Here is a 22,301-nt window from a genome sequence, read left to right as displayed (position 1 = left end):
GTCAACCCGGATCAAGTCCGGGATGACGAGGAGTGATAAGCTCGCCCTTACCTCTGCCGCGGCCGCAGCGCCGGGCCGACTTCGCGAATATCCTCGACCCAGATATGGCCATTGAAGCTCGCGGGAATTTTCGCGAGTTGCTGCGGGGTCGAAACGCCTTCGTTCGACTTGCCCTTTTCATAGGGGCCGAACACGATCACGCGCGCGCCGACGCTGTCCATGCGGGCGATCAGCCGGTCGGGCCAGCCCCAATAGGCCCATTGATAGTTGATCGGGATCGCGATCACGCCGTTCCGGCAGCTTTCGGGGACGACGCCGGTCCAGCCCCAGGCGACATAATCCTTTGTGCAGGCCTTCGCGCCGCCCTTGAGGTCGAAGGACCAATTGTCCGGCAACAATTCGCGCATCCGCTTCACCGGCGCTGCGCCGCCGTAGAAAGCGTCGCCGATCTTAACGCTGTCGCGGCCCGAGGCTTTCAGGATCGCGAACAGCTGGTCGGCCTCGCGCGCGTCTTTCGACTTGAAGTTGAACAGGATCGGATGGACGGGGAGCGCCGCGAGGCCTTCCTCGACCGTCGGCATCTTGCCGATGCCCTTGCCGCGCAGCGGAAAGGTCTTGCCGCCGTCGGCGGTGTAACCAAAGCCGATGTCGAGCGCCTTGAGCTGGGCGAGTGTCAGGTCGCGTGTTTCGCCCTTGCCATCGGTGCGGCAGTCGACGGACCAGTCGTGGAACAGCACCATGCGTCCATCCCTGGTCGGCGCGACATCGACCTCGACCATCGCGGCGCCGTTGCCGACCGCCCAGCGCATCGATTCGGGGGTGTTTTCGAACACCTCATGCTCGGGCGCGAAGATATGCCGCGCGGTGCAGGTGTCGCGCCCCGTCGCGGCGCGCTTGTCGTAGAGGTGATAGACGCCGCGATGCGCGATCAGCTTCGGCTTGCCCTTGGGATCGGGGGCGAGGAAGCTCGCGTTCGACAGGGTGAACCAGGCGACAAGGGCAGCGAAAAGCCAGAGCAGGATTTTTGTGCGCCGCTTCATCGGCTTTTTCTTCGGGCCTTCGAGCGCTGCGGCCCAATCTTCGCTGTCGGTCATCATTCCCCCAATCCGTCATGCCGGACTTGATCCGGCATCCGTTCCTGCCTCGCCTCATGGGTCCCCGATCAAGTCCGGGGTGATAAAAATCAAAGATGGGCGAGCAGCCTCTTGGCCTCGTCGCAGTCCTCGGCGATCTGCGCCATCAACGCGTCCATATCGTCGAACCTGGCTTCGGGCCGGATGAAGGCGTGGAAGGCGACGTCGATCTCCTGCCCGTAAAGATCCTCGGCGAAGTCGAAGAAATGCGGTTCGAGCAACTCCTTCGGCGGATCGAAGGTCGGGCGGATGCCAAGGTTTGCGGCGCCCTTCAGGATACGCCCGTCGGGCAGGCGGCCGGTGACGGCATAGATGCCGTAGCGCGGGCGGAGATACTGCCCCATTTCGATATTCGCGGTCGGAAAGCCGAGCAGGCGGCCATTCTTGTCGCCGTGCTGCACCCGCCCGCGCACCGTGAAGGGGCGGGTGAGCAGGCGCGTTGCGGCGGCGCAGTCGCCCGCCTGGAGCGCCTCGCGGATGCGGCTCGACGAGATGACCTCCTCGGCGTCGTCGACCGGCGCGACCATTTCGGTGAAGAAGCCGTGCGTGCGCGCATGTTCGGCGAGCGTGACGACATCGCCGCCGCGGCCCTTGCCGAAGACGAAGTCGCTGCCGGTGACGACGCCCGCGGCGCCGTAGCGATCGAGCAAGAGCGTGGAGATGAAATCCTGTGCCGTCGTGCCTGCGAGCGCGGCGTCGAAGGGCAGGACAAGCATCGCGTCGGCGCCCGCGGCGGCAAACAGCTCCTGCCTTTGGTCGAGCGTGGTGAGGCGGAAGGGCGGGACGTCGGGCTTGAAGAAGCGCACCGGATGCGGATCGAAGGTCGCGACGATCGCCGGGCGGCCATCGTCCTTTGCATGGTGGACCGCGCGGCCGACGACCGCCTGGTGCCCGGCGTGGAATCCGTCGAAATTGCCGAGCGCGATCACCCCGCCGCGCAAGGGCTCGTCGATACGGGCGTGGCCGTCGAGGCGGATCATGGGGCTGGCGGGGTCAGGGGCACCAGCCCCGCCTTGAGTATGCGGATCGCGTTGCCGCCCATCGCGGCGCGAATCTCGTCGTCGGAAAAGCCCGCGTCGATCAGCGCCTGCGTCACCTGCGCGAGCTTCGAGGTATCGAAGCGCACGGTGGTGGCGCCGTCATAATCGCTGCCGAGCGCGACATATTGAATGCCGACAAGGTCGCGGACATGCTTCATCGCCTTGGCGATGCTCGAGGGGGATGTGTCGCAGACGGCGGCGTCCCAATAGCCGATGCCGACGACCCCGCCGGTCGCGGCCACGCCCTTGATCTGTTCGTCGCTGAGGTTGCGGTTGACCTGGCACGTCGCCTGCACGCCGCCGTGGCTGGACACGACCGGGCGGCGCGCGATCTTGAGGATGTCCGCGACGCAGGCTTTCGAGCAATGCGCGATGTCGACGATCATGCCCTTCGCCTCCATCGTCTCGACGACCTGCCGTCCGAGCGGGGTGAGCCCGCCCTTCTTCAGCCCGTGCATCGATCCGGCGAGCTCATTGTCGAAGAAATGGGTGAGCCCCGCCATGCGGAAGCCCGCGGCATATAGTTTGTCGAGATTGGTGAGCTTGCCTTCGAGGACGTGGAGCCCCTCGATGCTGAGCATCGCGCCGACGGGCGGAACCTTGCCGCGACGCGCGGCGAGCAGGGTGCCGATATCGTCGGGCGTATCGACCGCGCGCAGCTTGCCCGCCGATACGGCGACCGCACGGTGCAGCTTTTCCGCGTGCCAGAGCGAGCGTTCGAGCAGCGAGTTCCACGTCCGCACCGGCTGGAGCTGCGCGATCACCAGTGCGGTGATATTGTCGGTGTCGCCGCTGTTGGCGTCGTAATTCTGGCCCTTGGGCGACTTGGTCGTGCTCGCGAGGATTTGCAGCGCGACATTTCCGTCCTCGAGCCGCGGCAGGTCCATATGGCCGCGTGTCGCGCGATCGAGGATGTCGCGTTTCCACAGCAAAGTATCGCTGTGGAGGTCGACGATCGTGAGCGTCGAGTGCAGCGCTTTCGCGCGTTCGCTGACCGTCGGCAGCGGCTTGCCGTCGATCTTGTTCGTGCCGCGCTCGATGATCCCGGGGGCGAGCGCGAAAAAAGCCAGCGCGGCGACCGCAACGACGAGCAACAGGCCGGCCAGCCAGCGGCGCATCGGTTATTTCCTCACCAGCGTGACGAAGCTGTACGCCGGGCGGCCGGCGTCGTCGGCGGGATGATCCTCGCGCGCGGCTTCGCGCCAGTCGGCGACGGCTGGATAGTCGATGACCGCGTCGCCCTTGGGCTCGATCGCGACTTCGGTCAGTTCGACGCGGTCGGCCAGCGGCAGGAAAAGGCGATAGATTTCCGCTCCGCCGATCACCATGACGTGCGGCGCGTTGGCGAGCTTCAGCGCTTCCTCGATCGTCGCCACGGGCTCGGCGCCCTCGTCCTGCCAGTCGGGGTCGCGGGTGAGGACGATGTGGCGGCGGCCCTCCAGAATGGCGGGCAGGCTGTCGAAGGTCTTGCGCCCCATGATCATCGGGCGGCCCATGGTGAGCTGCTTGAAGCGGCGGAGGTCGGCGGGCAGATGCCAGGGCATCTTGCCGCCAGCGCCGATCACGCCGTTGGCCGCGCGGGCGAGGATCAGCGTGATTTCGGGGCGGTTCATGCGGGCGAGGCTCCAACCCAGGTGGCGTGGCCGAGTTTGCGTCCCTCGCGCACCGCGGTCTTGCTGTAATGATGGACGTGGCAATTTTCGTCGGCGAGCAGCGCGGGCACGGTTTCGATCCCGCCGCCGATCAGATTGTGCATGGTGACGGGGAGCGTCGCGGTTTCGGTGCTGCCGAGCGGCAGGCCGGCGACGGCGCGGATATGATTCGCGAACTGGCTGGCGACCGCACCCTCGATCGTCCAATGGCCGCTATTGTGGACGCGCGGCGCCATCTCGTTGAATACCGGCCCGTCTTCGGTGGCGAAGAATTCGCCGGTGAGGACGCCGGCATAATCGAGCTCGGCGGCGATTTTCGCCATCAGCGCGCGGGCTTCGTCCTGCTGGTCCAGGATGATCTGCGGCGGGGGCAGGCTCGAGGTCGCGAGGATGCCGTCTTCATGAACATTGACGGGCGAGTCCCAGAAGCGGACCTCGCCATCGATGCCGCGGACGAGGATCACCGAAAATTCGTGCGCGAAGGTCACGAAACCTTCGAGCACCGCGGCGTGGCGGCCGATCGCTTCCCATGCGGCGTCGGCATCTGCGGGCGCCACGATACGCGCCTGTCCCTTGCCGTCGTAGCCCATGCGCACCGTCTTGAGGATCGCGGGCGCGCCAAGCTCGGCCAGCGCGGCATCGAGCGCGGCGCGGTCGGGCACCGCCGCGAAGGGGGCGGGACGGCCGCCGAGGCCCGCGACGAAGGTCTTTTCTTCCAGCCGGTCCTGCGCGATCTTCAGGCCCGCCATGCCGGGGCGCACCGTGACATGCCCCGACAGGAAGCGCACCGTGTCGACGGGCACATTTTCGAATTCATAGGTGACGACGTCGCACGCCGCGGCGAAGGCGGCGAGGCGCGGTTCGTCGTCCCACGCCGCCTGGCTGTGGTGCGCGGTCACCTCGGCCGCGACGCTTTCGGCGTCGGGGGCGTAAATGTGAACCTTGTAGCCGAGCTGCGCCGCGGCAAGACCAAGCATCCGGCCGAGCTGGCCGCCGCCAAGGATGCCGATCGTCGAACCGGGTGCGAGCAAAAGGTCAGCCCTCGCGAACGGGAACGGGGGCGACGCCGTTCGTCTGCGCATCGCGCCAGCCATTCAGCTTGTCGGCGAGACCCGCATCCTCGTTCGCGAGCAGCGCGGCGGCGAACAGCCCGGCGTTGGTCGCGCCCGCCTTGCCGATTGCGAAGGTCGCGACGGGGACGCCGCCAGGCATCTGGACGATCGAATAGAGGCTATCGACGCCGCTCAATGCCGCCGACTGGACGGGAACGCCGAGCACCGGGACGCGCGTCATCGAGGCGACCATGCCGGGCAGGTGCGCGGCGCCGCCTGCGCCCGCGATGATCGCCTTGAGGCCGCGCTCCGCCGCGCTCTTGGCATAGGCGACGAGGCGGTCGGGGGTGCGGTGCGCCGAGACGATCTGGACGTCGTGGGCGATGCCGAATTCCTCGAGAATCTGGACCGCGTGCGCCATCGTCGGCCAGTCCGACTGGCTGCCCATGATCACACCGACTTGCGGCGCCCTATCGCCCATCACCCGATCCCTCCTGTTGGCCGCGATGAATCGCCGCCGCCTTCCCCCTAGCGACTGCGCAGCGCGCGGGCAACGCCGCGCAATTGATGTCGGGCGCGTTTACCGATTGGTATCAAGTCGCAGCTAATGTTGCCGCCTCATATCCGTCGGCATCCGGCCGGCGGAGGATAGGGCGCGCCGGGGACAAGGCATGGATAGCGTAGGGGGGGCACGGATCGCGGTCGACCATTTCGGGACCGTCGCCGTTGACTCCATTGAGGACCAGTTGCGTGAGATACGCCGGGAACGCGACGCGCTGCGCCGCGAGAATCGCGTATTGAAGATCGCCGTCGCCGAGCTCGAACGCGTGTCCGAGCGCGATACGCTGACGCCGTTGTTCAATCGCCGCTATTTCCTGACCGCGATCCATCACCGCATGGCGCGGTTCGAGCGCCATGCCGAACGCGCCGCGGTCGTGTTCATCGACGTCAACCAGCTCAAATATATCAACGACAATTTCGGTCATGCCGCAGGCGACTTCGCGCTGATGGAAATCGCCAAGCGGCTCGCGGGGTCGATCCGCGCGACCGACGTCGCGGCGCGCATCGGCGGCGACGAATTCGGGCTGATCCTCGACCAGTCGAGCGAGGAAGGCGCGCGCGCGCAAGTCGACAGGCTGTGCGGCGTGCTCGCCGCCGCCCCCGCCGACTATGACGGGCACGAGATTCCGCTTTCGGCCTGCTTCGGGGTCGCGATGCTGCAGACCGGAATGACCGAATCCGACATATTGGCCGCGGCCGACCGCGACATGTATCGCAGCAAGCAGAGCCTCGGCGGCCTGCCGGGCCACCGCTAACCCTGCCTTAACCAAAAGGGCGCATCGTCCGGGTCGGAACAGGGGGTGGATGATGCGGAACCAGACCGACCCATATCTCGACATTCAGGACCGGATCACCGGGCAGATCGGCGCGCTTGCCGAAGCCCTGCCGCGCTGCGCGCTCGCGCAGATCGTACAGGGAATCGACGATATCCGCTGCCTCGCGCGCGACAATGGCTTTGCCGCGGTCGAAACGCTGGCGAGCCGGCTCGAATCGGCGGTCGCGGGCGGCGGCTACCGCGCCGCGATCCTGACCTATCTCGACGCGATGAGCGACGCGGCGCACGCGCCGCGCGGACCGATGCCCGCGGCCGCGCACGAGGCGTGGCTGGCGTCGGTGGCGACGCGGCTCGGGCATTGACCCCGAGCGCCTGAAAATCCAGACCTGACGTCATGGACGCAATCATGCTCGCGCTGGTGGCGGTGCTGCTCGCCAATGCCGACGGGCGCAGCGGGATCGCGCTGTCGCGGCTCGTTGGCGTGCGCGGCGACCGGCGCGTTACCGTCGGCATCGCCTTTGGCGCTTTCATCGTCAATGCGGCTGTCGCCGCGACCGCCGGGGCCCTCGCGAACCAGATGATCGGGCAGGGCATCGCAGCCTTGCTCGTCACGCTCGCGATGCTGTCGGCCGCGGTCGCATTGCTGTGGCCGCTGAAGCCCGTTGGCGATGCGCGCGCCGACGACGCGTCGACGATCATGTTCGCGGGCCGGATGCTCGCGAACCAGTTCGGCGACCGCAGCCATTTCCTGATCGCGGCGCTCGCCGCGACCAGCGGTGCCGGACAGTGGGCGGCGGCGGGCGGGCTGATCGGCTGGACCTTGTCGATGCTGCCCTTCCTTGCCTTCGGACCCGCGCTGGCCGAGCGGCGAGCGGCGCGGAACCTGCGCTGGGCCGCGGCGATGATCCTGGTGCTTTGGGGTTTGCGCACCGCGCTCGGCGCTTTCGGATTAATCGGCTGATCGGGCGCGCGGGGAGTGTTTCATCGCTTTTATCGATGAAACTTACCCAAAGCTTCAATGGGAAAGCGTCATCGGGTTTCGCTATATTGGCGGGACAACAGAAAGGATGCTCCCATGTCCGAGAAGAACGCCAACACCCCCGCCGTCGCCGATGCGCTGAACGCACTGCTAGCCGACAGCTTCGCGCTGTATCTGAAGACCAAAAATTATCACTGGCACGTCCAGGGACCGCGCTTTCGCGAACTGCACCTGCTGTTCGACGAACAGGCGGGGCAGATTTTCGCGACCACCGACCTGATCGCCGAACGCGTGCGCAAAAACGGTGCATCGACGCTGCGTTCCATCGGCGATATCGGCCGCCGCGCCTCGATCCGCGACGATGATAGCGCGAACGCCGATGCCGAGGCGATGATCCGGCGCCTTGCCGAGGATAACAAGCTGCTGCTCGGCCAGTTGCGTGACGTGAAGGCCGCCGCGGAAGCCGATGGCGACATCGCGACGAGCGGGCTGGTCGACGGCTGGGCCGACGAGACGCAGCAGCGCATCTGGTTCCTCGAGGCGACGCTGGGCTATTGAGCCGGTCACTCGCCGCAACCGCTCGCGCATAAAACCGGCGCAGCAAACAAAAAGGGCGGCTCGCGAGCCGCCCTTCTTTTTTGGCTTGTCCGGCCGATCAGTCCTGATGCGGCTGGATGTTCACCGCCGCGAACTTGCCGCGGTCGTCGACTTCGATGTCGAAGGCGACGCGGTCGCCCTCGTCGAGGCCCGCCATGCCGGCGCGCTGCACCGCGCTGATGTGGACGAAGGCGTCGGCCTGTCCGTCGTCGCGCGCGATGAAGCCGAAGCCCTTCGTCGTGTTGAAGAATTTGACGGTGCCCGACGTGCGTTCACCGGTCAGCTGGCGACGGCCGCGGGCGCCGCCCGGACGGTCACCGCCAGCGCGATCGTCGCGGCGCGGAGCGAATTCCTCGACCGGCATCGGTTCGCCCTCGATCTTGAGGTCGATCGCCGAAACCTTGCCGTTGCGCTCCACGAGCGTGAAGCCGAGCGGCTGGCCCGAAGCGAGGCCCTGAAGACCCGCCTGTTCGACCGCGCTGATGTGAACGAACACATCTTCGCCGCCATCGTCGCGGGCGACGAAGCCGAAGCCCTTTGATGCGTTGAAGAATTTGACGGTGCCCTGGCCTTCGCCGACGACCTGCGCCGGCATGCCGCCACCGCGTCCGCCGCCGAAACCGCCACCACCGCCGCCGCCGCCGAAGCCGCCGCTGCGCTCACCGCCGCCGAAACCGCCACCACGATCGCCGCCGCCGAAGCCGCCGCGATCACGGTCGCCGAAGCCGCCACGGCCGCCGCCATAGCTGTCGCCGCTGTAGGGAGCCGGCTCGAAGCTGTCGAAATTGCCGAAATCATCGCGCTTGCCGCGTCCCCGATGGCCACGGCGATCCTTGTTGAAACTCATTGCTTAGTAGTCGCTTTCGGTCGTCCATACCCCATTCAACCGGCTCCTTGCGCCGGACGGGGACGCAGTTCACCACGGGCACAGACTCGCCCCATGCCATCAAGGACGCAAGATATAGCCTAATTATCCACAGGCTGCGAACAGAAAATTTCAGAAAGATGCTGCGGAATATTGCACGGTTTGCCGCGGGCTTCGGTGGCTATGGGGCGGGCCTGCAAACCAGCCATTGAGCGGCAGGGCCGCTTGGCCTAAGGCGACCTGATGACAGTCTATTTCCACGAAGAAGATTTGCCCGAGGGCGTGATCGGCCCCGGCGCGGTCGCGATCGATACCGAGACGATGGGCCTCAATCCGCTGCGCGACCGGCTGTGCCTCGTCCAGATCAGCGACGGGTCGGGCGACGAGCATCTGGTCCGTTTCAACCCCGGCAGCGCCTATGATGCGCCCGTGCTGAAGGGGATATTGACCGATCCGGGCCGGTTGAAGCTCTTTCATTTTGCCCGCTTCGACATCGCCGCGCTGCAGCAGGCGCTCGGCGTCGTGACCGCGCCCGTCTATTGCACCAAGATCGCCTCGAAGCTGGTGCGCACCTATACCGACCGGCACGGCCTCAAGGAACTGGTGCGCGAATTGCTCGGCCAGGAAGTGTCGAAGCAGCAGCAGTCGAGCGACTGGGGCGCCGCCGAGCTCAGCGACGCGCAGCGCGACTATGCGGCGAGTGACGTGCGTTTCCTGCACGCGATGAAGGCGATTCTCGATACGCGGCTGGCGCGCGAGGGGCGGGCCGAACTCGCGCAGGCCTGTTTCGATTTCCTGCCGACGCGCGCCGCGCTTGACCTCGCCGGTTGGCCCGAGGCCGATATTTTTGCGCACAGCTGACGAGCGATTCGCACGAAGGTCCTGATGAATGTCCGAACGCGCCGACCTTGACCGCACGATGCGCCAGATGTGGGCGCGAAGCGGCTCGAGCCACGACCGGGTGGTGCGCATCCTGCGCTTCGGCCTGCCGCTCGTCATCGGCGTCGTCGCGGCGGTGCTCGTCTTCTCCCCCTTCACTCAGCGTGCCGAGATCAGCTTCCTGCTCGCCAAGGACAAGGTCGACATGGCGAGCGAGCGGATGAAGGTGACGCGCGCCGAATATCGCGGGCAAGATGCGAAGGGGCAGCCTTTTGCGCTGCTCGCGGGCAGCGCGGTGCAGAAAAGCTCGGCCGAGCCGATCGTGCGGATGACCGACCTGTCGGGGGCGATCAAGCTCGCCGACGGCCCCGCGACGATCGTTGCGCGCGACGGTGCCTATAATATGGAAACCGAAAAGGTCGCGGTGCCCGGAACGGTGCAGGTCAAGAGCGCGAACGGCTATCATATCGACGCGAGCAATGTCGCGGTCGATTTGAAGACGCGCACCCTCACCGGCACGGGCGGCGTCAACGGCGCGTTGAACATCGGCCCGTTTTCGGCCAACCAGATTTCGGCCGACCTCGACAAGCGGATCGTGCGGCTGGAAGGCAATGCGCGGCTCAGGATCAATCAGGGAGTGCTCAAATGAACCGGCTTTGGACCATGAAGAGCATGGCGCTTGCTGGCGCGAGCTTTGCCCTGACCAGTCTCGCCGTCCTTTCCGCCGGCACTGCGGACCGGGCCGAGGCGCAGGCGCTCGCCAATCACAACAGCAACGCGCCCGTCGATTTCGCGGCGGGCAGCATCGAGGTGCAGGATCGCGCAGACCGCGTCGTGCTGGCGGGCAATGTCCGTGTGACGCAGGCGGGGCTGACGGTCACCGCGCCGCGGATGACCGTCGCCTATACGCGCTCGGGCGGCACCGACGTCAACCGGCTCGATGCGACGGGCGGCGTGACGGTGGTGAAGGGCGACGAGACGGCGAAGGGCAATGTCGCCATCTATGACCTCGACCGCCGCCTGATCACGATGGTCGGCAATGTAGAGCTGCGCCAGCGCGGCAACAATCTGCGCGGCGGGCGGCTCGTGATCGATCTCAACAGCGGCCGCGCGACGGTCGACGGGCGCGGCGCGTCGCGCGGTCCCGATGGCAACGCCGTCCAGGGCGGCACCGGCGGGCGCGTCACCGGCACCTTCACGGTACCGGAAAGAAAGCAGTAACCACGCCGCTTTACCGGGCTGCAACCATGCGGCTGCACCATGGGTGCCGGGACCAGATCATAGCGGAGCCGGGGGGCGCGCCGCGTCAGATTGAAGGCAGCCCCCATGCGCTTTTCCCCCCTCGTCCCGCCCCGCCGTCCGCTGTTCGGTCGGCGCCAGGAACCGCCCGCCGCGATCGTGCCGACCCCGACATCCGAAGAGCGGCGGCTGATCGACCGGATCATCCGCCACGCGGTGCCGCGCCAGAAAATATAGCTCTGCCGTCCCGATAATCGTCATGCCGGCCCGCGCCGGGATGCGGGAGCAGGGAAGCGAGCCGCTTGGCGTTGAGCTCCCGCGCCCCTACATGGGGCGTTCATGCCTCCCGACACCGCAACCTCCGCCGACGCCAGCCGCGAACCGCCCGTCCTCGCGACGCTCCGCCGCTTCCTGCCCTATCTGTGGCCGGCGGGGCAGGCCGAGGCGAAGGCCCGTATCGTTCTTGCGGGCCTCATCGTGCTCGCGTCGAAGGGCGTGCAGCTGTCGATGGGCTTCCTGTATGGCGCCGCGATCGATCGCATGGCGCCGGGAATGGAGGAGGGCGCCCTGCTCGCGATCGGGCTGGTGCTCGCCTATGCCGGCGCGCGCTTTGCGGGGGTGCTGTTCGACAATCTTCGCAACGTGGTGTTCGAACGCGTCGGGCAGGATGCGACGCGCGAGCTCGCGATCGCGACCTTCAGCCACCTCCACGCGCTGAGCCTGCGCTTCCACCTCGCGCGGCGGACGGGCGAGGTCACGAAAGTGATCGAGCGCGGCACCAAGAGCATCGACACGATGCTCTATTTCCTGCTGTTCAACATCGCGCCGACGATCGTCGAGCTCGCCGCGGTGCTGATCATTTTCTGGACCAGGTTCAGCTTCGGCCTTGCCGGCGCGACCGCGCTGATGGTCGTCGTCTATATCATTTTCACGCGCAAAGTGACCGACTGGCGCAACGCGCTGCGCACGCGGATGAACGACCTCGACACGCTGACGATCGGGCGCAGCGTCGACAGCCTGCTCAATTACGAGACGGTCAAATATTTCGGCGCCGAGGACCGCGAGGAAGCGCGCTATCGCGACGTCGCCGACCAATATGCGCGCGCGGCGGTGAAGAGCGAGAACAGCCTCGCCTGGCTCAACATCGGGCAGAGCCTGATCACCAATGCGGCGCTCGCGGGCGCGATGGCCTATACCGTGTGGGGCTGGTCGACCGGCGAATATAAGGTCGGCGACGTGGTGCTGGTGAACACCTTGCTCGCGCAGCTTTTCCGCCCGCTCGACATGCTCGGCATGGTCTATCGCGTGATCCGCCAGGGGCTGATCGACATGGAGGCGATGTTCCGCCTGATCGACACCCCGCCCGAGATTTCGGATGCGCCGGACGCGCGGCCGCTGGTCGTGAACGGCGGCTCGGTGGCGTTCGAGAATGTCGTCTTCGGCTATGAACCCGACCGCACGATCCTGAACGGCGTGAGCTTCGCGGTCGGCGCGGGCGAGACGCTGGCGATCGTCGGGCCGTCGGGCGCGGGCAAGTCGACGATCGCGCGGCTGCTTTTCCGCTTTTATGACCCGCAAGGCGGGCGTGTGCTGATCGACGGTCAGGATATCAGCCAGGTTACGCAAAAGAGTTTGCGCGCCGAGATCGGGATCGTCCCGCAGGACACGGTGCTGTTCAACGACAGCATCGGCTATAACATCGCCTATGGCCGCGAGGGTGCGAGCGTCGACGAGATTGCGGCGGCCGCCGAGGGCGCGGCGATCGACGGCTTCGTCGCGCTGCTGCCGCAGGGTTACGAGACCGAGGTCGGCGAGCGCGGGCTGAAGCTGTCGGGCGGCGAGAAACAGCGCGTCGCGATCGCGCGCACCCTGCTCAAGAACCCGCCCGTCCTAATCCTCGACGAAGCAACCAGCGCGCTCGACAGCCGCACCGAGGCGGCGATCCAGGACACGCTCGAACGCATCGCGGCGCGGCGCACGACGCTGGTGATCGCGCACCGCCTGTCGACGGTGACGAACGCCGACCGCATCATCGTGCTCGAGAAGGGCCGCGTCGCCGAAACGGGCACGCACGACCAGCTGCTTGGCATGCGCGGGCTCTATGCCGACATGTGGGCGCGGCAACAGGCGGAGCGTGACGAAGGAACGGTGGAGGCGTAATTCGCGACCCCGTTGTTTACAATTTTGTAAGTGATTTCCGCTCATTGAGCCTCTTCGAACCTATCCGTCACGTCGGCGGACATCGACGCGAAAGGTGGGCTCTTGATCAGGCTGGCGATGTGTATCGCGATCGACCACGATCCGTGGCTCGTCGCGCTGGCGGTCGCGATTTGCGGCGTCGGCGCTTTTGCGATCGTCCAGATGTTCGAGCGCGCGCGCGATGGATCGCGCGCGCACGGGGTCGCCTGGGCCTTCCTCGTCGCGGTCGCCGCGAGCGCGACGATCTGGTGCACGCATTTCGTCGCCATGCTGGCGTTCGAGGCGAAAGCGCCGGTGACGCTCGACCCGGTGCTGACCATCGCGTCGCTGATGGTCGCGATGATCGGTAGCTTCATCGGATTCGCGGTCGCGGCCTGGGGGAAGGACGAGGTCTTCGGCGCGATCGGCGGGGCGCTGTTCGGCGCCGCGATCGCCGCGATGCACTTCACCGGCATGACGGCGTACCGCGTCGATGGCATCGTCACCTGGGACGGCCATTATATCGCCGCGGCGGTGATCTGCGGGATGGCCTTTGCCGCCGCGGCGCTGACCGTGCTGCGCACGACCCGCACGGTACGATATCGCGTCCCCCTCGCAACGCTGCTCATCGTGCTGGCGATCGCTTCGCTCCACTTTCTCGCGATGACCGCGATGCGGATCATCCCGATGGCGCTCGACACCACGCCGCTGCGTCCGGCGGAATTCAACGCGCTGGCGCTCGCGACGGTCATCGTCGGCGGCATCGTGATCGCGGCGGGAGTCTTCGCCGCGATGCTCGACCGCCAGACGCGGTCGGAGGCGCTGCGCGAGATGACGCGTATGGCGATGAACGACGCACTGACGGGCCTGCCCAATCGCGTCGCCTTTCGCGGCGAACTGGCGCGGCAGATAGGGGCAGCGATGGTGAGCGGCGAGCGCGTCGGCCTCTGCGCGATCGATCTCGACCGCTTCAAGGAAATCAATGATGTCCACGGCCACAAGGCGGGCGACGAGGTGCTCGCGCGGCTCGCGCAGCGGATGCGCGATATGCTCGGCCACAATGAATTCGTCGCGCGGCTGGGCGGCGACGAATTCGTCGCGCTGACGCGCTTTACCGATCGCGCGCAGCTGACCGCCTTCGCGGCACGGCTCGATTCCGAGCTGAAAGCGCCGCTGGCTTTTCCCGATTTCGAGGCGCGGCTCGGCGCGAGCATCGGCGTCGCGGTCTTCCCCGACGATGCCGCCACTGCCGAGATGCTGGCGAACAACGCCGACCTTGCGATGTATCGCGCGAAAGCCGATGCCGCGACCGCGCCGTGCCATTATGACGGGCAGCTCGACGAGGCGATCCGCGAGCAGCGCGAGCTCGCGGCCGACCTGCGCGGCGCGATCGATCGTCACGAGCTCGACGTCCATTATCAGGTTCAGACCTCGGTCACGACGGGCGAGGTCACCGGATATGAAGCCCTGCTGCGCTGGACGCATCCGGTCCGCGGTTCGATCCCGCCCGCGGTGTTCATCCCGCTCGCCGAGGCGAACGGCTTTATCCTGGCGCTCGGCGAATGGGTGATGCGGCGCGCCTGCGCCGACGCGGCCGCCTGGCCGCACGCGTCGAAGGTGGCGGTCAATGTGTCGCCGCTGCAACTCGCGCATGTCGACCTGCCGCGCCTGTTCCACCAGATATTGCTCGACACCGGCCTGCCGCCGCGACGGCTGGAGATCGAGCTCACCGAGACGGCGATCATCGCCGACCGCGAACGCGCGCTGCATGTGCTGCGTCAGATCAAGGCGCTTGGTGTCGGGGTGGCGCTCGACGATTTCGGAACCGGCTATTCATCGCTCGAAACGCTGCGCGTATTTCCGTTCGACAAGATCAAGCTCGACCGCTTCTTCCTTGCCGAACTCGCCGGCAACGCCCAGTCGACCGCGATCTTGCGGGCGGTGCTCGCGCTCGGCAAGAGCCTGTCGATCCCGATCCTCGCCGAAGGGATCGAGACGCCGGAGCAGCTCGACGTGCTGCGGCGCGAGGGCTGCGACGAAGCGCAGGGCTTCCTGATCGGGCGGCCCGGGCGCGGCGTGGCGATCGCGGCGACGGCGAACGGATCTGCGTCGCCCGACGGTCCAGTCGTAACGAAAATAATGGGCTTGGGTTGACCCTGCGCGCGCGGGCCCTTTACGCAGGGTCCATGCCGCATGATACCACGCTGATCGGAACCATCGTCGCGGGCCTTGGTGTCGCCTTTCTGATGGGCGCGCTCGCGCATCGCCTGAAAATATCGCCGATCGCGGGCTATCTGCTCGCAGGTATATTGGTTGGTCCCTTCACGCCGGGGTTCGTCGCCGATACGGGGCTCGCGATGCAACTCGCCGAGATCGGCGTCATTCTTCTGATGTTCGGGGTCGGCCTCCACTTTTCGCTGAAGGACCTGCTCTCGGTGCGCAAGATCGCGGTGCCGGGGGCGATCTTGCAGATCGCGGTCGCGACCGCGCTCGGCATGATGCTCGGGCTTTACCTCGGCTGGCCCGTCGAGGGGAGCGCGGTGTTCGGCCTCGCACTGTCGGTTGCATCGACCGTCGTCCTGCTGCGCGCGCTGCAGGCACGCGACATGGTCGAGACCGAGAAGGGACGCATCGCGGTCGGCTGGCTGATCGTCGAGGATCTGGTGATGGTGCTCGCGCTCGTGCTGTTGCCCGCGATGTTCGGCGACCGCGCCGAAGACGCGAACGGCGCGGGATTGCTGCAATCGGCAGGCGTCGTACTGCTCAAGGTCGTCGGCTTCGCGGCCTTCATGTTCCTGATCGCGCGGCGCGTGCTGCCGTGGGTGCTGCATTGGGTCGCGCATTCGGGGTCGCGCGAGCTGTTCCGTCTCGCGGTGCTCGCGATCGCGCTGGGGGTCGCCTTCGGCGCGGCGGTGATCTTCGATGTGTCCTTCGCGCTCGGGGCCTTCTTCGCGGGGATGATCCTCGGCGAGACGCAATTGTCGCGGCGCGCGGCCGAAGAAACGCTGCCGCTGCGCGATGCTTTCGCGGTACTCTTCTTCGTGTCGGTCGGGATGTTGTTCAATCCCGAGGTGCTGACCGAACAGCCGGGGCCGGTGCTGGCGACGGTCGCGATCATCGTCGTCGGCAAGTCGCTCGCCGCCTTCGCGCTGGTCCGCGCCTTTGGCTACAAGTCGCAGACCGCGCTGACGATTTCGGTCAGCCTCGCGCAGATCGGCGAATTTTCCTTCATCCTCGCGGGGCTGGGCGTGGGCCTCGAGGTCCTGCCCGAAACCGGGCGGGACCTGATCCTCGCGGGGTCGATGCTGTCGATCCTGCTCAACCCGATCCTCTTTACGCTGGCGGTGAAGCGCATCCGCGCCGACGAGCCGATCGAGAAACTGCCGGGCGATGTCGCCGAGGAGGCACCCGAGCCGTGCAACGCCGGCGTCGTGCTGATCGGTTATGGCCGCGTCGGCAGCCATATCGGCGGCATGATCTGCGGGCGGGGCGAGGGGCTGACGGTGATCGAGGACCAGAAGGATATGGCGGCGGCGGCGCACGAGGCGGGCGCGACGGTGATCGTCGGCGACGCGACCAAGGAAAGCATCCTGCGGCAGGCGGGGCTGGAGGATGCGTCGACGCTGCTGATCGCGATTCCAGAGGGGATAGAAGCGGGCGCGATCGTACGGCGCGCGCGCGCGATCAACCCCAGGCTCGTGATCGTTGCGCGGGCGCATTCGGACGAGGAAGTAAATGATCTCGTACGCCGCGGCGCCGACCATGTGGTGATGGCCGAGCGCGAGACAGCGTCACGGATGGCCGAGCGGGCAATGTTGGCTAGAGCGTAAACCGCTCTGGATTGCTTCGCTCCGCTCGCAATGACGATATTGGAGACGTGTGGGGCTTCCCCCTTGCTCCTAAACTTCCTATCGCCCTCTCCAATGTCCGCAGACGCACTTCTCCCTCTCCTGAAATCGACCTTCGGCTTCGACCATTTTCGTGGCCGTCAGGGCGACGTCGTCAGCCGCGTGATGGCGAGCGCGCATACGCTCGCGGTGATGCCGACGGGCGCGGGCAAATCGCTGACCTATCAGCTTCCCGCCGTTGCCTTGGACGGATGCGTCGTCGTGGTGTCGCCGCTGATCGCGCTGATGCACGACCAGCTGCGCGGCGCGCGCGCGGCGGGGATAAGAGCGGCATCGCTGACCAGCGTCGACGCCGATTTCGCCGATACGCGGCAGGCCTATCGCGACGGCCAGCTCGACCTGCTCTACATCGCGCCCGAGCGTGCGACGGGCGAGGGCTTCCGCTCGCTGATGGCGGCGCGGACGCCGGTGCTGTTCGCGATCGACGAGGCGCATTGCGTCAGCGAATGGGGGCATGACTTCCGGCCCGATTACCGGCTGCTGCGCCCCTTGCTCGATGCCTTTCCCGCGGTGCCGAGGCTTGCACTGACGGCGACGGCGGACAGGCACACGCGCGAGGATATCCTCGTCCAGCTCGGCATTCCGGCCGACGGGCTGGTGCTTGCGGGGTTCGACCGGCCGAACATCCGCTATCGCGTGACCCCGCGCGTCAGCCCCGCGAAGCAGCTCACCGATTTTATCGCCGCCAATCCGGGGCCGGGGATCGTCTATTGCCCGACGCGCGACGGAACCGAACGCATGGCGGCGAAGCTCGCCGCCGCGACCGGGCGCAGCGTCGCGGCCTATCACGCCGGGCTCGACCCCGAACGGCGCGCGCAGGTCCAGCATGACTTCGTCGCGTCGGAGGACGGGATCGTCACCGCGACGGTCGCATTCGGCATGGGGATCGACAAACCCGACGTGCGCTTCGTCGCCCACGCGGGACTGCCGAAGTCGATCGAGAGCTATTATCAGGAAACGGGGCGCGCGGGGCGCGACGGCGACCCCGCCGAGGCGATGATGCTGTGGGGCGCCGAGGATTTCGCGCGCGCGCGGATGCGGCTCGGCGAACTGCCCGAGGCGCGCATCGCGGGCGAGCGGGTCCGGCTCAATGCACTGGCGGCGCTGGTCGAAACGGTCGAGTGCCGGCGCGCGCTGTTGTTGCGGCATTTCGGTGAAAATCCGCCCGAGCGCTGCGGCAATTGCGACAATTGCCTCGAACCGCCGCGGCAGATCGATGCGACGGTCCTCGCGCAGAAATTGCTCTCGGCGGTCTATCGCACCGGGCAGAGCTTTGGCGCGGGGCATGTCGAAGCGGTGCTGACGGGCCGGAGCGACGAGCGGATCGAAAGCCGCGGTCACGACAAGCTGTCGGTCTTCGGCATCGTCGCGGGCGAGGAAGCGCGGCTGATCAAGCCGCTTGTCCGCACGCTCGTCGCGCGCGAGGCGCTCGAGACGACCGAGCACGGCGGGCTGATGTTCGGGCCTTCGGGGCGCGCGGTGATGAAGGGCGAGGTCTCGGTGCTGATGGCCGAGCCGCCGGTGAAGCGCAGCCATCGGGAGGGTGGGCGCGCCTCGCGCGCCGATCGCGCGGCAGCGAACCCGGTGGGCGATCCGCTGTTCGACGCGCTGCGCGCGATGCGGCGCGAACTGGCGGCCGAAGCCGGGGTGCCTCCCTATGTGATCTTTCACGACGCGGTGCTGCGCGCGATGGCGAGCGAGCGGCCGGCGACGCGGAGCGCGCTGGCGGACATCCCCGGCGTCGGCGGCAAGAAGCTCGAGGCGTGGGGCGACGCATTCCTGAATGTGATCAGTCAGCACTGACGTTCACCTTCACGCTTGTCAGCAACCAGCCGCCGGGAGTAGATCGCTGGCATGAGCGATTTTAGACCCCTGTCCGCCCATTTCAGCGTCGCGCCGCAGCTCGGCATCGAGGATGTCGCCGAGGCGAAGTCGCAAGGCTTTGCCATGGTGATCAACAACCGTCCCGACGGCGAGGAGCCCGCAGCGCCGCAGGGCGAGCATATCTCCACTGCCTGCGCCGCCGAAGGGCTGGCCTATGCCGCGATTCCGATCGGCCACGCGGGGTTCAGCCATGCGCAGATCGACGCGCTCGACAAATTGCTGGCGAGCGCGACGGGGCCGATCCTTGCCTATTGTCGCTCCGGAACGCGTTCGACGCATCTCTGGGCGCTGACCCGCGCGCGCGCGGGTGACAATGTCGATGGCATCGTCGAGGCGGCCGCGAAGGCGGGTTATGATCTTTCCGGGCTCAGGCCGATGCTGGACGCGCTCGCGGGGGAAAAATGACGGCGGTGCTCGTCCAGACGGGCGCGTCGCTCGCCGCGGTGCTGTTCGTTGCCTGGCTGGTCGGCAAGATGGGGCTCGGCGACGATCCCCGGATCGCGGATGCCGATCATGCGATCCGGCTCGCCGAAGAGGCCGAAGCGGGGTTTCGCGGCACCGAGGTCGCGCGCGACCGCGCGGGCTTCGCCGCGATAGTGCAAAATGCCGAGGGGCGGATGATGCTGGTGCGCGCGCATGGCAATCATTTCGCAGCGCGGCCGGTCGATGCGAGCGTCATCGGGCGGCTCGACAAGGATTTCCTGACGCTCACGATGCCGGAGAAGACATTCGGCGCGGTGACGCTGCAACTGGGGAAGGATGCGGGGATGTGGGCGAGCAGAATGCGGTCGCTTTCCGCGGCCTCTTCGTCAGAAGAGGCTGTTGATCGTGCCTGAGCTGCCCGATCCCGTCGTCTACGCGGTCCCGGCCTTCATCCTGTTGCTGATCGCCGAGATGATCGTCTCGCTGCGCAAGGACAGGAGCCGGTACGAGGCGCGCGATACGCTGACGTCGCTGATGCTCGGGACAGTGAGCCAGATTGCGGGTGCGCTCGTCGGCGCGGCGGTGATCGGCATGTCGGTGTGGGTGTACCAGTTCCATCTGTTCGACATCGGGATCGAGTTCAGCCGCTGGTGGTGGGCGTGGATCCTCTGCTTTTTCCTCGACGACCTCGCCTATTACGCCTTCCACCGCAGCGCGCACCGCGTGCGCTGGTTCTGGGCGAGCCATGTCATCCACCACAGCAGCCAGCATTATAATCTCTCGACCGCGCTCAGGCAGACGTGGACGGGCTTTTTCAGCCTGACCTTCCTGTTTCGCATGCCGCTGTTCCTGATCGGCTTTCCGCCCGCGATGGTTTTTTTCTGCGCGGGGCTGAACCTGATCTACCAGTTCTGGATCCATACCGAGGCGATCAAGCGGCTGCCCCGATGGTTCGAGGCGGTGATGAACACGCCGTCGCACCACCGCGTCCACCATGGCGTCAATCCGCGCTATCTCGACGCCAATTATGCCGGGGTCTTCATCATCTGGGACAAGATGTTCGGCAGCTTCGTCCCCGAGCGCGACGACGAGCCGGTGCGATACGGCATCGTCAAGCAACTCGGCAGCTTCAACATATTGTGGGCCGCGGTGCATGAGTGGGTCGGGATCGCGAAGGATGTGTGGAGCGCGCCGTGGAAGCACAAGCTATCCTATATGTGGCGCGAACCCGGCTGGAGCCACGACGGCAGCCGCGCGACCAGCGCGATGATCAAGGAACGCTGGGCGGCGGGACGGCCGATGGAAGAGCCGGCGGAATAATTTTCGCCGTCATTGCGAGGAGCCGAAGGCGACGCGGCAATCCAGAGTCGGCGCAATCCGCTCTGGCTTCGCTCCGCTCCCAATGACAAGCTTTTGGCAGCTTGCTTCGCCGCCTAATGACATTCATGTAAGCATCCGGGCGACCGCCGGCAGGCGGCGCGAGGGAGAGTCGCGAAACATGGATCAGTTCGACATCATCGTCATCGGCGGCGGCAGCGCGGGGAGCGCGGCTGCGGGGCGGCTGGCCGAGGACGGCAAGCGCACCGTCTGCCTCGTCGAAGCGGGCGGGCACAACGACACGGTGCGCGTCAAGACGCCGGGCTTCATGCCCTTCATCCCCAAATCGTCGAACTATCGCTATGACACCGTGCCGCAGTCGGGGTTGAACGGCCGGATCGGTTATCAGCCGCGCGGGCGCGGGCTCGGCGGGTCGAGCGCGATCAATGCGATGGTCTATATCCGCGGCCATGCCTTCGATTACGACCAGTGGGCCGCGCTCGGCGCGAGCGGCTGGAGCTACGCCGACGTGCTGCCCTTCTTCAAGCGCAGCGAGGGCAATGAACGGGGGGGCGACGAATTTCACGGCGCCGACGGGCCGCTCAATGTCATGGACCAGCGCTGGCCGAATGTGACGAGCCGGCGTTTCGTCGAGAGCGCAGCGGCGCTGCAACTGCCGCGCACCGCCGATTTCAATCAACCCAACAACGAAGGCTTCGGTCTCTATCAGGTGACGCAAAAGGGCGGCGAACGCTGGTCGGCGGCGCGCGCCTATGTCGAGCCCCTGCGCGGGCGTGGCAATTTCGCGGTGCGCACCGGCGCGCTGGTCGAGAAGATCCTGATCGAGGACGGGCGCGCGACCGGGGTGGTGATCCGCCGCGGTTCAAAGCGTGAGACGCTGCGCGCGCGCGGCGGCGTGGTGCTGTCGGCGGGGGCCTTCAACAGCCCGCAGATTTTGATGCTGTCGGGGATCGGCCCCGCGGCCCAGCTCAAGGACAAGGGCGTCGAGGTGGTCGCCGACCGCAAAGGTGTCGGCGCGAACCTGCAGGACCATATCGACTATGTGTCGAGCTGGGAGACGCGATCGACCGACCCGTTCGGCGACAGCGCGGGCGGCACATGGCGGATGGTCAAGGCGATTTTCGAGCATCGCCGGCAGCGTAGCGGGATCATGACCACCTGCTTCGCCGAGGCGGGCGGTTTCTGGAAGTCGCACCCCGACCTCCCCGCGCCCGACATCCAATATCATTTCGTCCCCGCGATGCTCGAGGATCATGGGCGCACCAAGGTAAAGGGGCACGGCTTTTCGTGCCATGCCTGCGTGCTGCGCCCCGAGAGCCGCGGGTCGGTGACGCTGGCGTCGGGCGATGCCGCCGCGGCGCCGCTGATCGACCCTGGCTTCCTGACCGACGAGCGCGACATGGCGACGTTGCGCGCCGGCGTGCGGATGATGCACCGCATCGCTGCAGCGCCGCCGCTGTCGGACTATGCCGGGGTCGACCGGCATCCGGTGAATCTCGACGACGATGCGGCGCTGGACGCGTTGATTCGGTCGCGGGCCGACACCGTCTACCATCCCGTCGGGACGTGCCGGATGGGGAGCGATGCCGAGGCGGTGGTTGATCCGGCGCTCAAGCTCAACGGTGTCGAAGGGCTGTGGGTCGCCGATGCGAGCATCATGCCGCGGCTGGTGTCGGGCAATACGAACGCGCCGAGTATCATGATCGGCGAGCGGGCGGCGGATTTCGTGAAGGCGGCTTTGGCATAGTGACACCCGGCGAAAGCCGGGGGCCCCTGCGATGTAGCGCCAGCCTTCTGG

Annotated in this window: 23 protein-coding genes; 16 read left to right on the top strand and 7 right to left on the bottom strand. The window is 66.8% G+C overall.

Annotated features, from left to right (window positions below):
• Positions 1–47: 47 nt before the first annotated feature.
• The 6 genes from VSX79_RS16215 to purE all read right to left on the bottom strand — a co-directional run bounded on the left by VSX79_RS16215 (position 48) and on the right by purE (position 5,358).
• Complete coding sequence (locus tag VSX79_RS16215) at positions 48–1,097, bottom strand: glycerophosphodiester phosphodiesterase family protein (RefSeq protein ID WP_179493500.1); 1,050 nt, start codon at positions 1,095–1,097, stop codon at positions 48–50.
• A gap of 86 nt (positions 1,098–1,183) precedes the next feature.
• Complete coding sequence (locus VSX79_RS16210; protein WP_326913861.1) at positions 1,184–2,113, bottom strand: bifunctional riboflavin kinase/FAD synthetase; 930 nt, start codon at positions 2,111–2,113, stop codon at positions 1,184–1,186.
• Positions 2,110–3,291, bottom strand: coding sequence for a dipeptidase (locus VSX79_RS16205; RefSeq protein WP_326913860.1), 1,182 nt, complete (start codon positions 3,289–3,291; stop codon positions 2,110–2,112). The genes VSX79_RS16210 and VSX79_RS16205 overlap by 4 nt, the downstream gene beginning before the upstream one ends.
• Before the next feature lie 3 nt (positions 3,292–3,294).
• Positions 3,295–3,786, bottom strand: a complete 492-nt coding sequence (locus tag VSX79_RS16200; protein ID WP_179493503.1) for a dihydrofolate reductase — start codon at positions 3,784–3,786, stop codon at positions 3,295–3,297.
• Positions 3,783–4,856, bottom strand: coding sequence for a 5-(carboxyamino)imidazole ribonucleotide synthase (locus VSX79_RS16195; RefSeq protein WP_326913859.1), 1,074 nt, complete (start codon positions 4,854–4,856; stop codon positions 3,783–3,785). The genes VSX79_RS16200 and VSX79_RS16195 overlap by 4 nt, the downstream gene beginning before the upstream one ends.
• A gap of 4 nt (positions 4,857–4,860) precedes the next feature.
• Entirely contained in the window at positions 4,861–5,358 is a 498-nt protein-coding gene (gene purE / locus VSX79_RS16190) for a 5-(carboxyamino)imidazole ribonucleotide mutase (protein ID WP_179493505.1), read from the bottom strand.
• Positions 5,359–5,548: 190 nt separating this feature from the next.
• Here purE and VSX79_RS16185 point away from each other — a divergent pair, with 190 nt between their 5' ends.
• The 4 genes from VSX79_RS16185 (at position 5,549) to VSX79_RS16170 (ending at position 7,750) form a co-directional block, all read left to right on the top strand.
• Complete coding sequence (locus VSX79_RS16185) at positions 5,549–6,193, top strand: GGDEF domain-containing protein (protein WP_179493506.1); 645 nt, start codon at positions 5,549–5,551, stop codon at positions 6,191–6,193.
• Positions 6,194–6,245: 52 nt separating this feature from the next.
• Positions 6,246–6,575, top strand: coding sequence for a hypothetical protein (locus tag VSX79_RS16180; protein ID WP_179497087.1), 330 nt, complete (start codon positions 6,246–6,248; stop codon positions 6,573–6,575).
• A 44-nt stretch (positions 6,576–6,619) separates the two neighbouring features.
• A complete protein-coding gene (locus tag VSX79_RS16175) occupies positions 6,620–7,174 on the top strand; it encodes a hypothetical protein (RefSeq protein WP_326913858.1) in 555 nt (184 codons plus the stop codon).
• Between the two features lie 114 nt (positions 7,175–7,288).
• Positions 7,289–7,750, top strand: a complete 462-nt coding sequence (locus VSX79_RS16170; RefSeq protein WP_179493508.1) for a Dps family protein — start codon at positions 7,289–7,291, stop codon at positions 7,748–7,750.
• A gap of 97 nt (positions 7,751–7,847) precedes the next feature.
• Here VSX79_RS16170 and VSX79_RS16165 read toward each other — a convergent pair whose 3' ends face one another.
• The gene (locus VSX79_RS16165; RefSeq protein WP_179493509.1) at positions 7,848–8,636 is read right to left on the bottom strand and encodes a cold-shock protein; all 789 of its coding nucleotides are present in this window, start codon (positions 8,634–8,636) and stop codon (positions 7,848–7,850) included.
• A gap of 261 nt (positions 8,637–8,897) precedes the next feature.
• On the opposite strand from VSX79_RS16165, the gene VSX79_RS16160 reads away from it, so the two are divergent.
• From VSX79_RS16160 to VSX79_RS16105, 12 genes are all read left to right on the top strand, one after another.
• On the top strand, positions 8,898–9,515 hold the full coding sequence (locus VSX79_RS16160) for a ribonuclease D (protein ID WP_179493510.1): 618 nt from the start codon (positions 8,898–8,900) through the stop codon (positions 9,513–9,515).
• A 28-nt stretch (positions 9,516–9,543) separates the two neighbouring features.
• Positions 9,544–10,182: an LPS export ABC transporter periplasmic protein LptC gene (gene lptC, locus VSX79_RS16155; protein ID WP_179493511.1), complete on the top strand. Its 639-nt coding sequence runs from the start codon at positions 9,544–9,546 to the stop codon at positions 10,180–10,182.
• Positions 10,183–10,196: 14 nt separating this feature from the next.
• A complete protein-coding gene (locus tag VSX79_RS16150; protein ID WP_373562789.1) occupies positions 10,197–10,754 on the top strand; it encodes an LptA/OstA family protein in 558 nt (185 codons plus the stop codon).
• A 105-nt stretch (positions 10,755–10,859) separates the two neighbouring features.
• Positions 10,860–11,009, top strand: coding sequence for a hypothetical protein (locus VSX79_RS16145; protein WP_179493513.1), 150 nt, complete (start codon positions 10,860–10,862; stop codon positions 11,007–11,009).
• 102 nt (positions 11,010–11,111) lie between these two features.
• Positions 11,112–12,932, top strand: a complete 1,821-nt coding sequence (locus tag VSX79_RS16140) for an ABCB family ABC transporter ATP-binding protein/permease (RefSeq protein WP_326913857.1) — start codon at positions 11,112–11,114, stop codon at positions 12,930–12,932.
• Between the two features lie 102 nt (positions 12,933–13,034).
• Entirely contained in the window at positions 13,035–15,104 is a 2,070-nt protein-coding gene (locus VSX79_RS16135; protein WP_326913856.1) for a putative bifunctional diguanylate cyclase/phosphodiesterase, read from the top strand.
• Positions 15,105–15,136: 32 nt separating this feature from the next.
• Positions 15,137–16,780: a YbaL family putative K(+) efflux transporter gene (ybaL, locus tag VSX79_RS16130; protein ID WP_326913855.1), complete on the top strand. Its 1,644-nt coding sequence runs from the start codon at positions 15,137–15,139 to the stop codon at positions 16,778–16,780.
• A 93-nt stretch (positions 16,781–16,873) separates the two neighbouring features.
• On the top strand, positions 16,874–18,661 hold the full coding sequence (recQ, locus tag VSX79_RS16125; protein ID WP_326913854.1) for a DNA helicase RecQ: 1,788 nt from the start codon (positions 16,874–16,876) through the stop codon (positions 18,659–18,661).
• Positions 18,662–18,712: 51 nt separating this feature from the next.
• Positions 18,713–19,147: a TIGR01244 family sulfur transferase gene (locus VSX79_RS16120; protein ID WP_179493517.1), complete on the top strand. Its 435-nt coding sequence runs from the start codon at positions 18,713–18,715 to the stop codon at positions 19,145–19,147.
• Complete coding sequence (locus tag VSX79_RS16115; protein ID WP_179493518.1) at positions 19,144–19,578, top strand: hypothetical protein; 435 nt, start codon at positions 19,144–19,146, stop codon at positions 19,576–19,578. Before VSX79_RS16120 ends, VSX79_RS16115 begins: the two co-directional genes overlap by 4 nt.
• Entirely contained in the window at positions 19,571–20,485 is a 915-nt protein-coding gene (locus VSX79_RS16110) for a sterol desaturase family protein (RefSeq protein WP_179493519.1), read from the top strand. Before VSX79_RS16115 ends, VSX79_RS16110 begins: the two co-directional genes overlap by 8 nt.
• 178 nt (positions 20,486–20,663) lie before the next feature.
• Positions 20,664–22,250: a GMC family oxidoreductase gene (locus VSX79_RS16105; protein ID WP_179493520.1), complete on the top strand. Its 1,587-nt coding sequence runs from the start codon at positions 20,664–20,666 to the stop codon at positions 22,248–22,250.
• The last annotated feature ends 51 nt before the right edge of the window (positions 22,251–22,301 follow it).

The sequence above is a fragment of the Sphingopyxis chilensis genome (genome assembly GCF_035930445.1).
Classification (GTDB): domain Bacteria; phylum Pseudomonadota; class Alphaproteobacteria; order Sphingomonadales; family Sphingomonadaceae; genus Sphingopyxis; species Sphingopyxis chilensis.
The sequence above is the reverse complement of the archived record's forward strand: the minus strand, read 5'-3'. Positions and strand labels throughout refer to the sequence as shown.

Bases quoted from the DNA above. Each gene is read 5' to 3' on its own strand.
- VSX79_RS16185 (WP_179493506.1), top strand. From the start codon at position 5,549: ATGGATAGCGTAGGGGGGGCACGGATCGCGGTCGACCATTTCGGGACC.
- VSX79_RS16160 (WP_179493510.1), top strand. From the start codon at position 8,898: ATGACAGTCTATTTCCACGAAGAAGATTTGCCCGAGGGCGTGATCGGC.
- VSX79_RS16150 (WP_373562789.1), top strand. From the start codon at position 10,197: ATGAAGAGCATGGCGCTTGCTGGCGCGAGCTTTGCCCTGACCAGTCTC.
- VSX79_RS16115 (WP_179493518.1), top strand. From the start codon at position 19,144: ATGACGGCGGTGCTCGTCCAGACGGGCGCGTCGCTCGCCGCGGTGCTG.
- VSX79_RS16165 (WP_179493509.1), bottom strand. From the start codon at position 8,636: ATGAGTTTCAACAAGGATCGCCGTGGCCATCGGGGACGCGGCAAGCGC.
- VSX79_RS16145 (WP_179493513.1), top strand. From the start codon at position 10,860: ATGCGCTTTTCCCCCCTCGTCCCGCCCCGCCGTCCGCTGTTCGGTCGG.
- VSX79_RS16210 (WP_326913861.1), bottom strand. From the start codon at position 2,113: ATGATCCGCCTCGACGGCCACGCCCGTATCGACGAGCCCTTGCGCGGC.
- VSX79_RS16175 (WP_326913858.1), top strand. From the start codon at position 6,620: ATGCTCGCGCTGGTGGCGGTGCTGCTCGCCAATGCCGACGGGCGCAGC.
- recQ (WP_326913854.1), top strand. From the start codon at position 16,874: ATGTCCGCAGACGCACTTCTCCCTCTCCTGAAATCGACCTTCGGCTTC.
- VSX79_RS16205 (WP_326913860.1), bottom strand. From the start codon at position 3,291: ATGCGCCGCTGGCTGGCCGGCCTGTTGCTCGTCGTTGCGGTCGCCGCG.
- VSX79_RS16215 (WP_179493500.1), bottom strand. From the start codon at position 1,097: ATGATGACCGACAGCGAAGATTGGGCCGCAGCGCTCGAAGGCCCGAAG.
- purE (WP_179493505.1), bottom strand. From the start codon at position 5,358: ATGGGCGATAGGGCGCCGCAAGTCGGTGTGATCATGGGCAGCCAGTCG.
- ybaL (WP_326913855.1), top strand. From the start codon at position 15,137: ATGCCGCATGATACCACGCTGATCGGAACCATCGTCGCGGGCCTTGGT.
- lptC (WP_179493511.1), top strand. From the start codon at position 9,544: ATGTCCGAACGCGCCGACCTTGACCGCACGATGCGCCAGATGTGGGCG.
- VSX79_RS16200 (WP_179493503.1), bottom strand. From the start codon at position 3,786: ATGAACCGCCCCGAAATCACGCTGATCCTCGCCCGCGCGGCCAACGGC.
- VSX79_RS16140 (WP_326913857.1), top strand. From the start codon at position 11,112: ATGCCTCCCGACACCGCAACCTCCGCCGACGCCAGCCGCGAACCGCCC.
- VSX79_RS16170 (WP_179493508.1), top strand. From the start codon at position 7,289: ATGTCCGAGAAGAACGCCAACACCCCCGCCGTCGCCGATGCGCTGAAC.
- VSX79_RS16120 (WP_179493517.1), top strand. From the start codon at position 18,713: ATGAGCGATTTTAGACCCCTGTCCGCCCATTTCAGCGTCGCGCCGCAG.
- VSX79_RS16180 (WP_179497087.1), top strand. From the start codon at position 6,246: ATGCGGAACCAGACCGACCCATATCTCGACATTCAGGACCGGATCACC.
- VSX79_RS16105 (WP_179493520.1), top strand. From the start codon at position 20,664: ATGGATCAGTTCGACATCATCGTCATCGGCGGCGGCAGCGCGGGGAGC.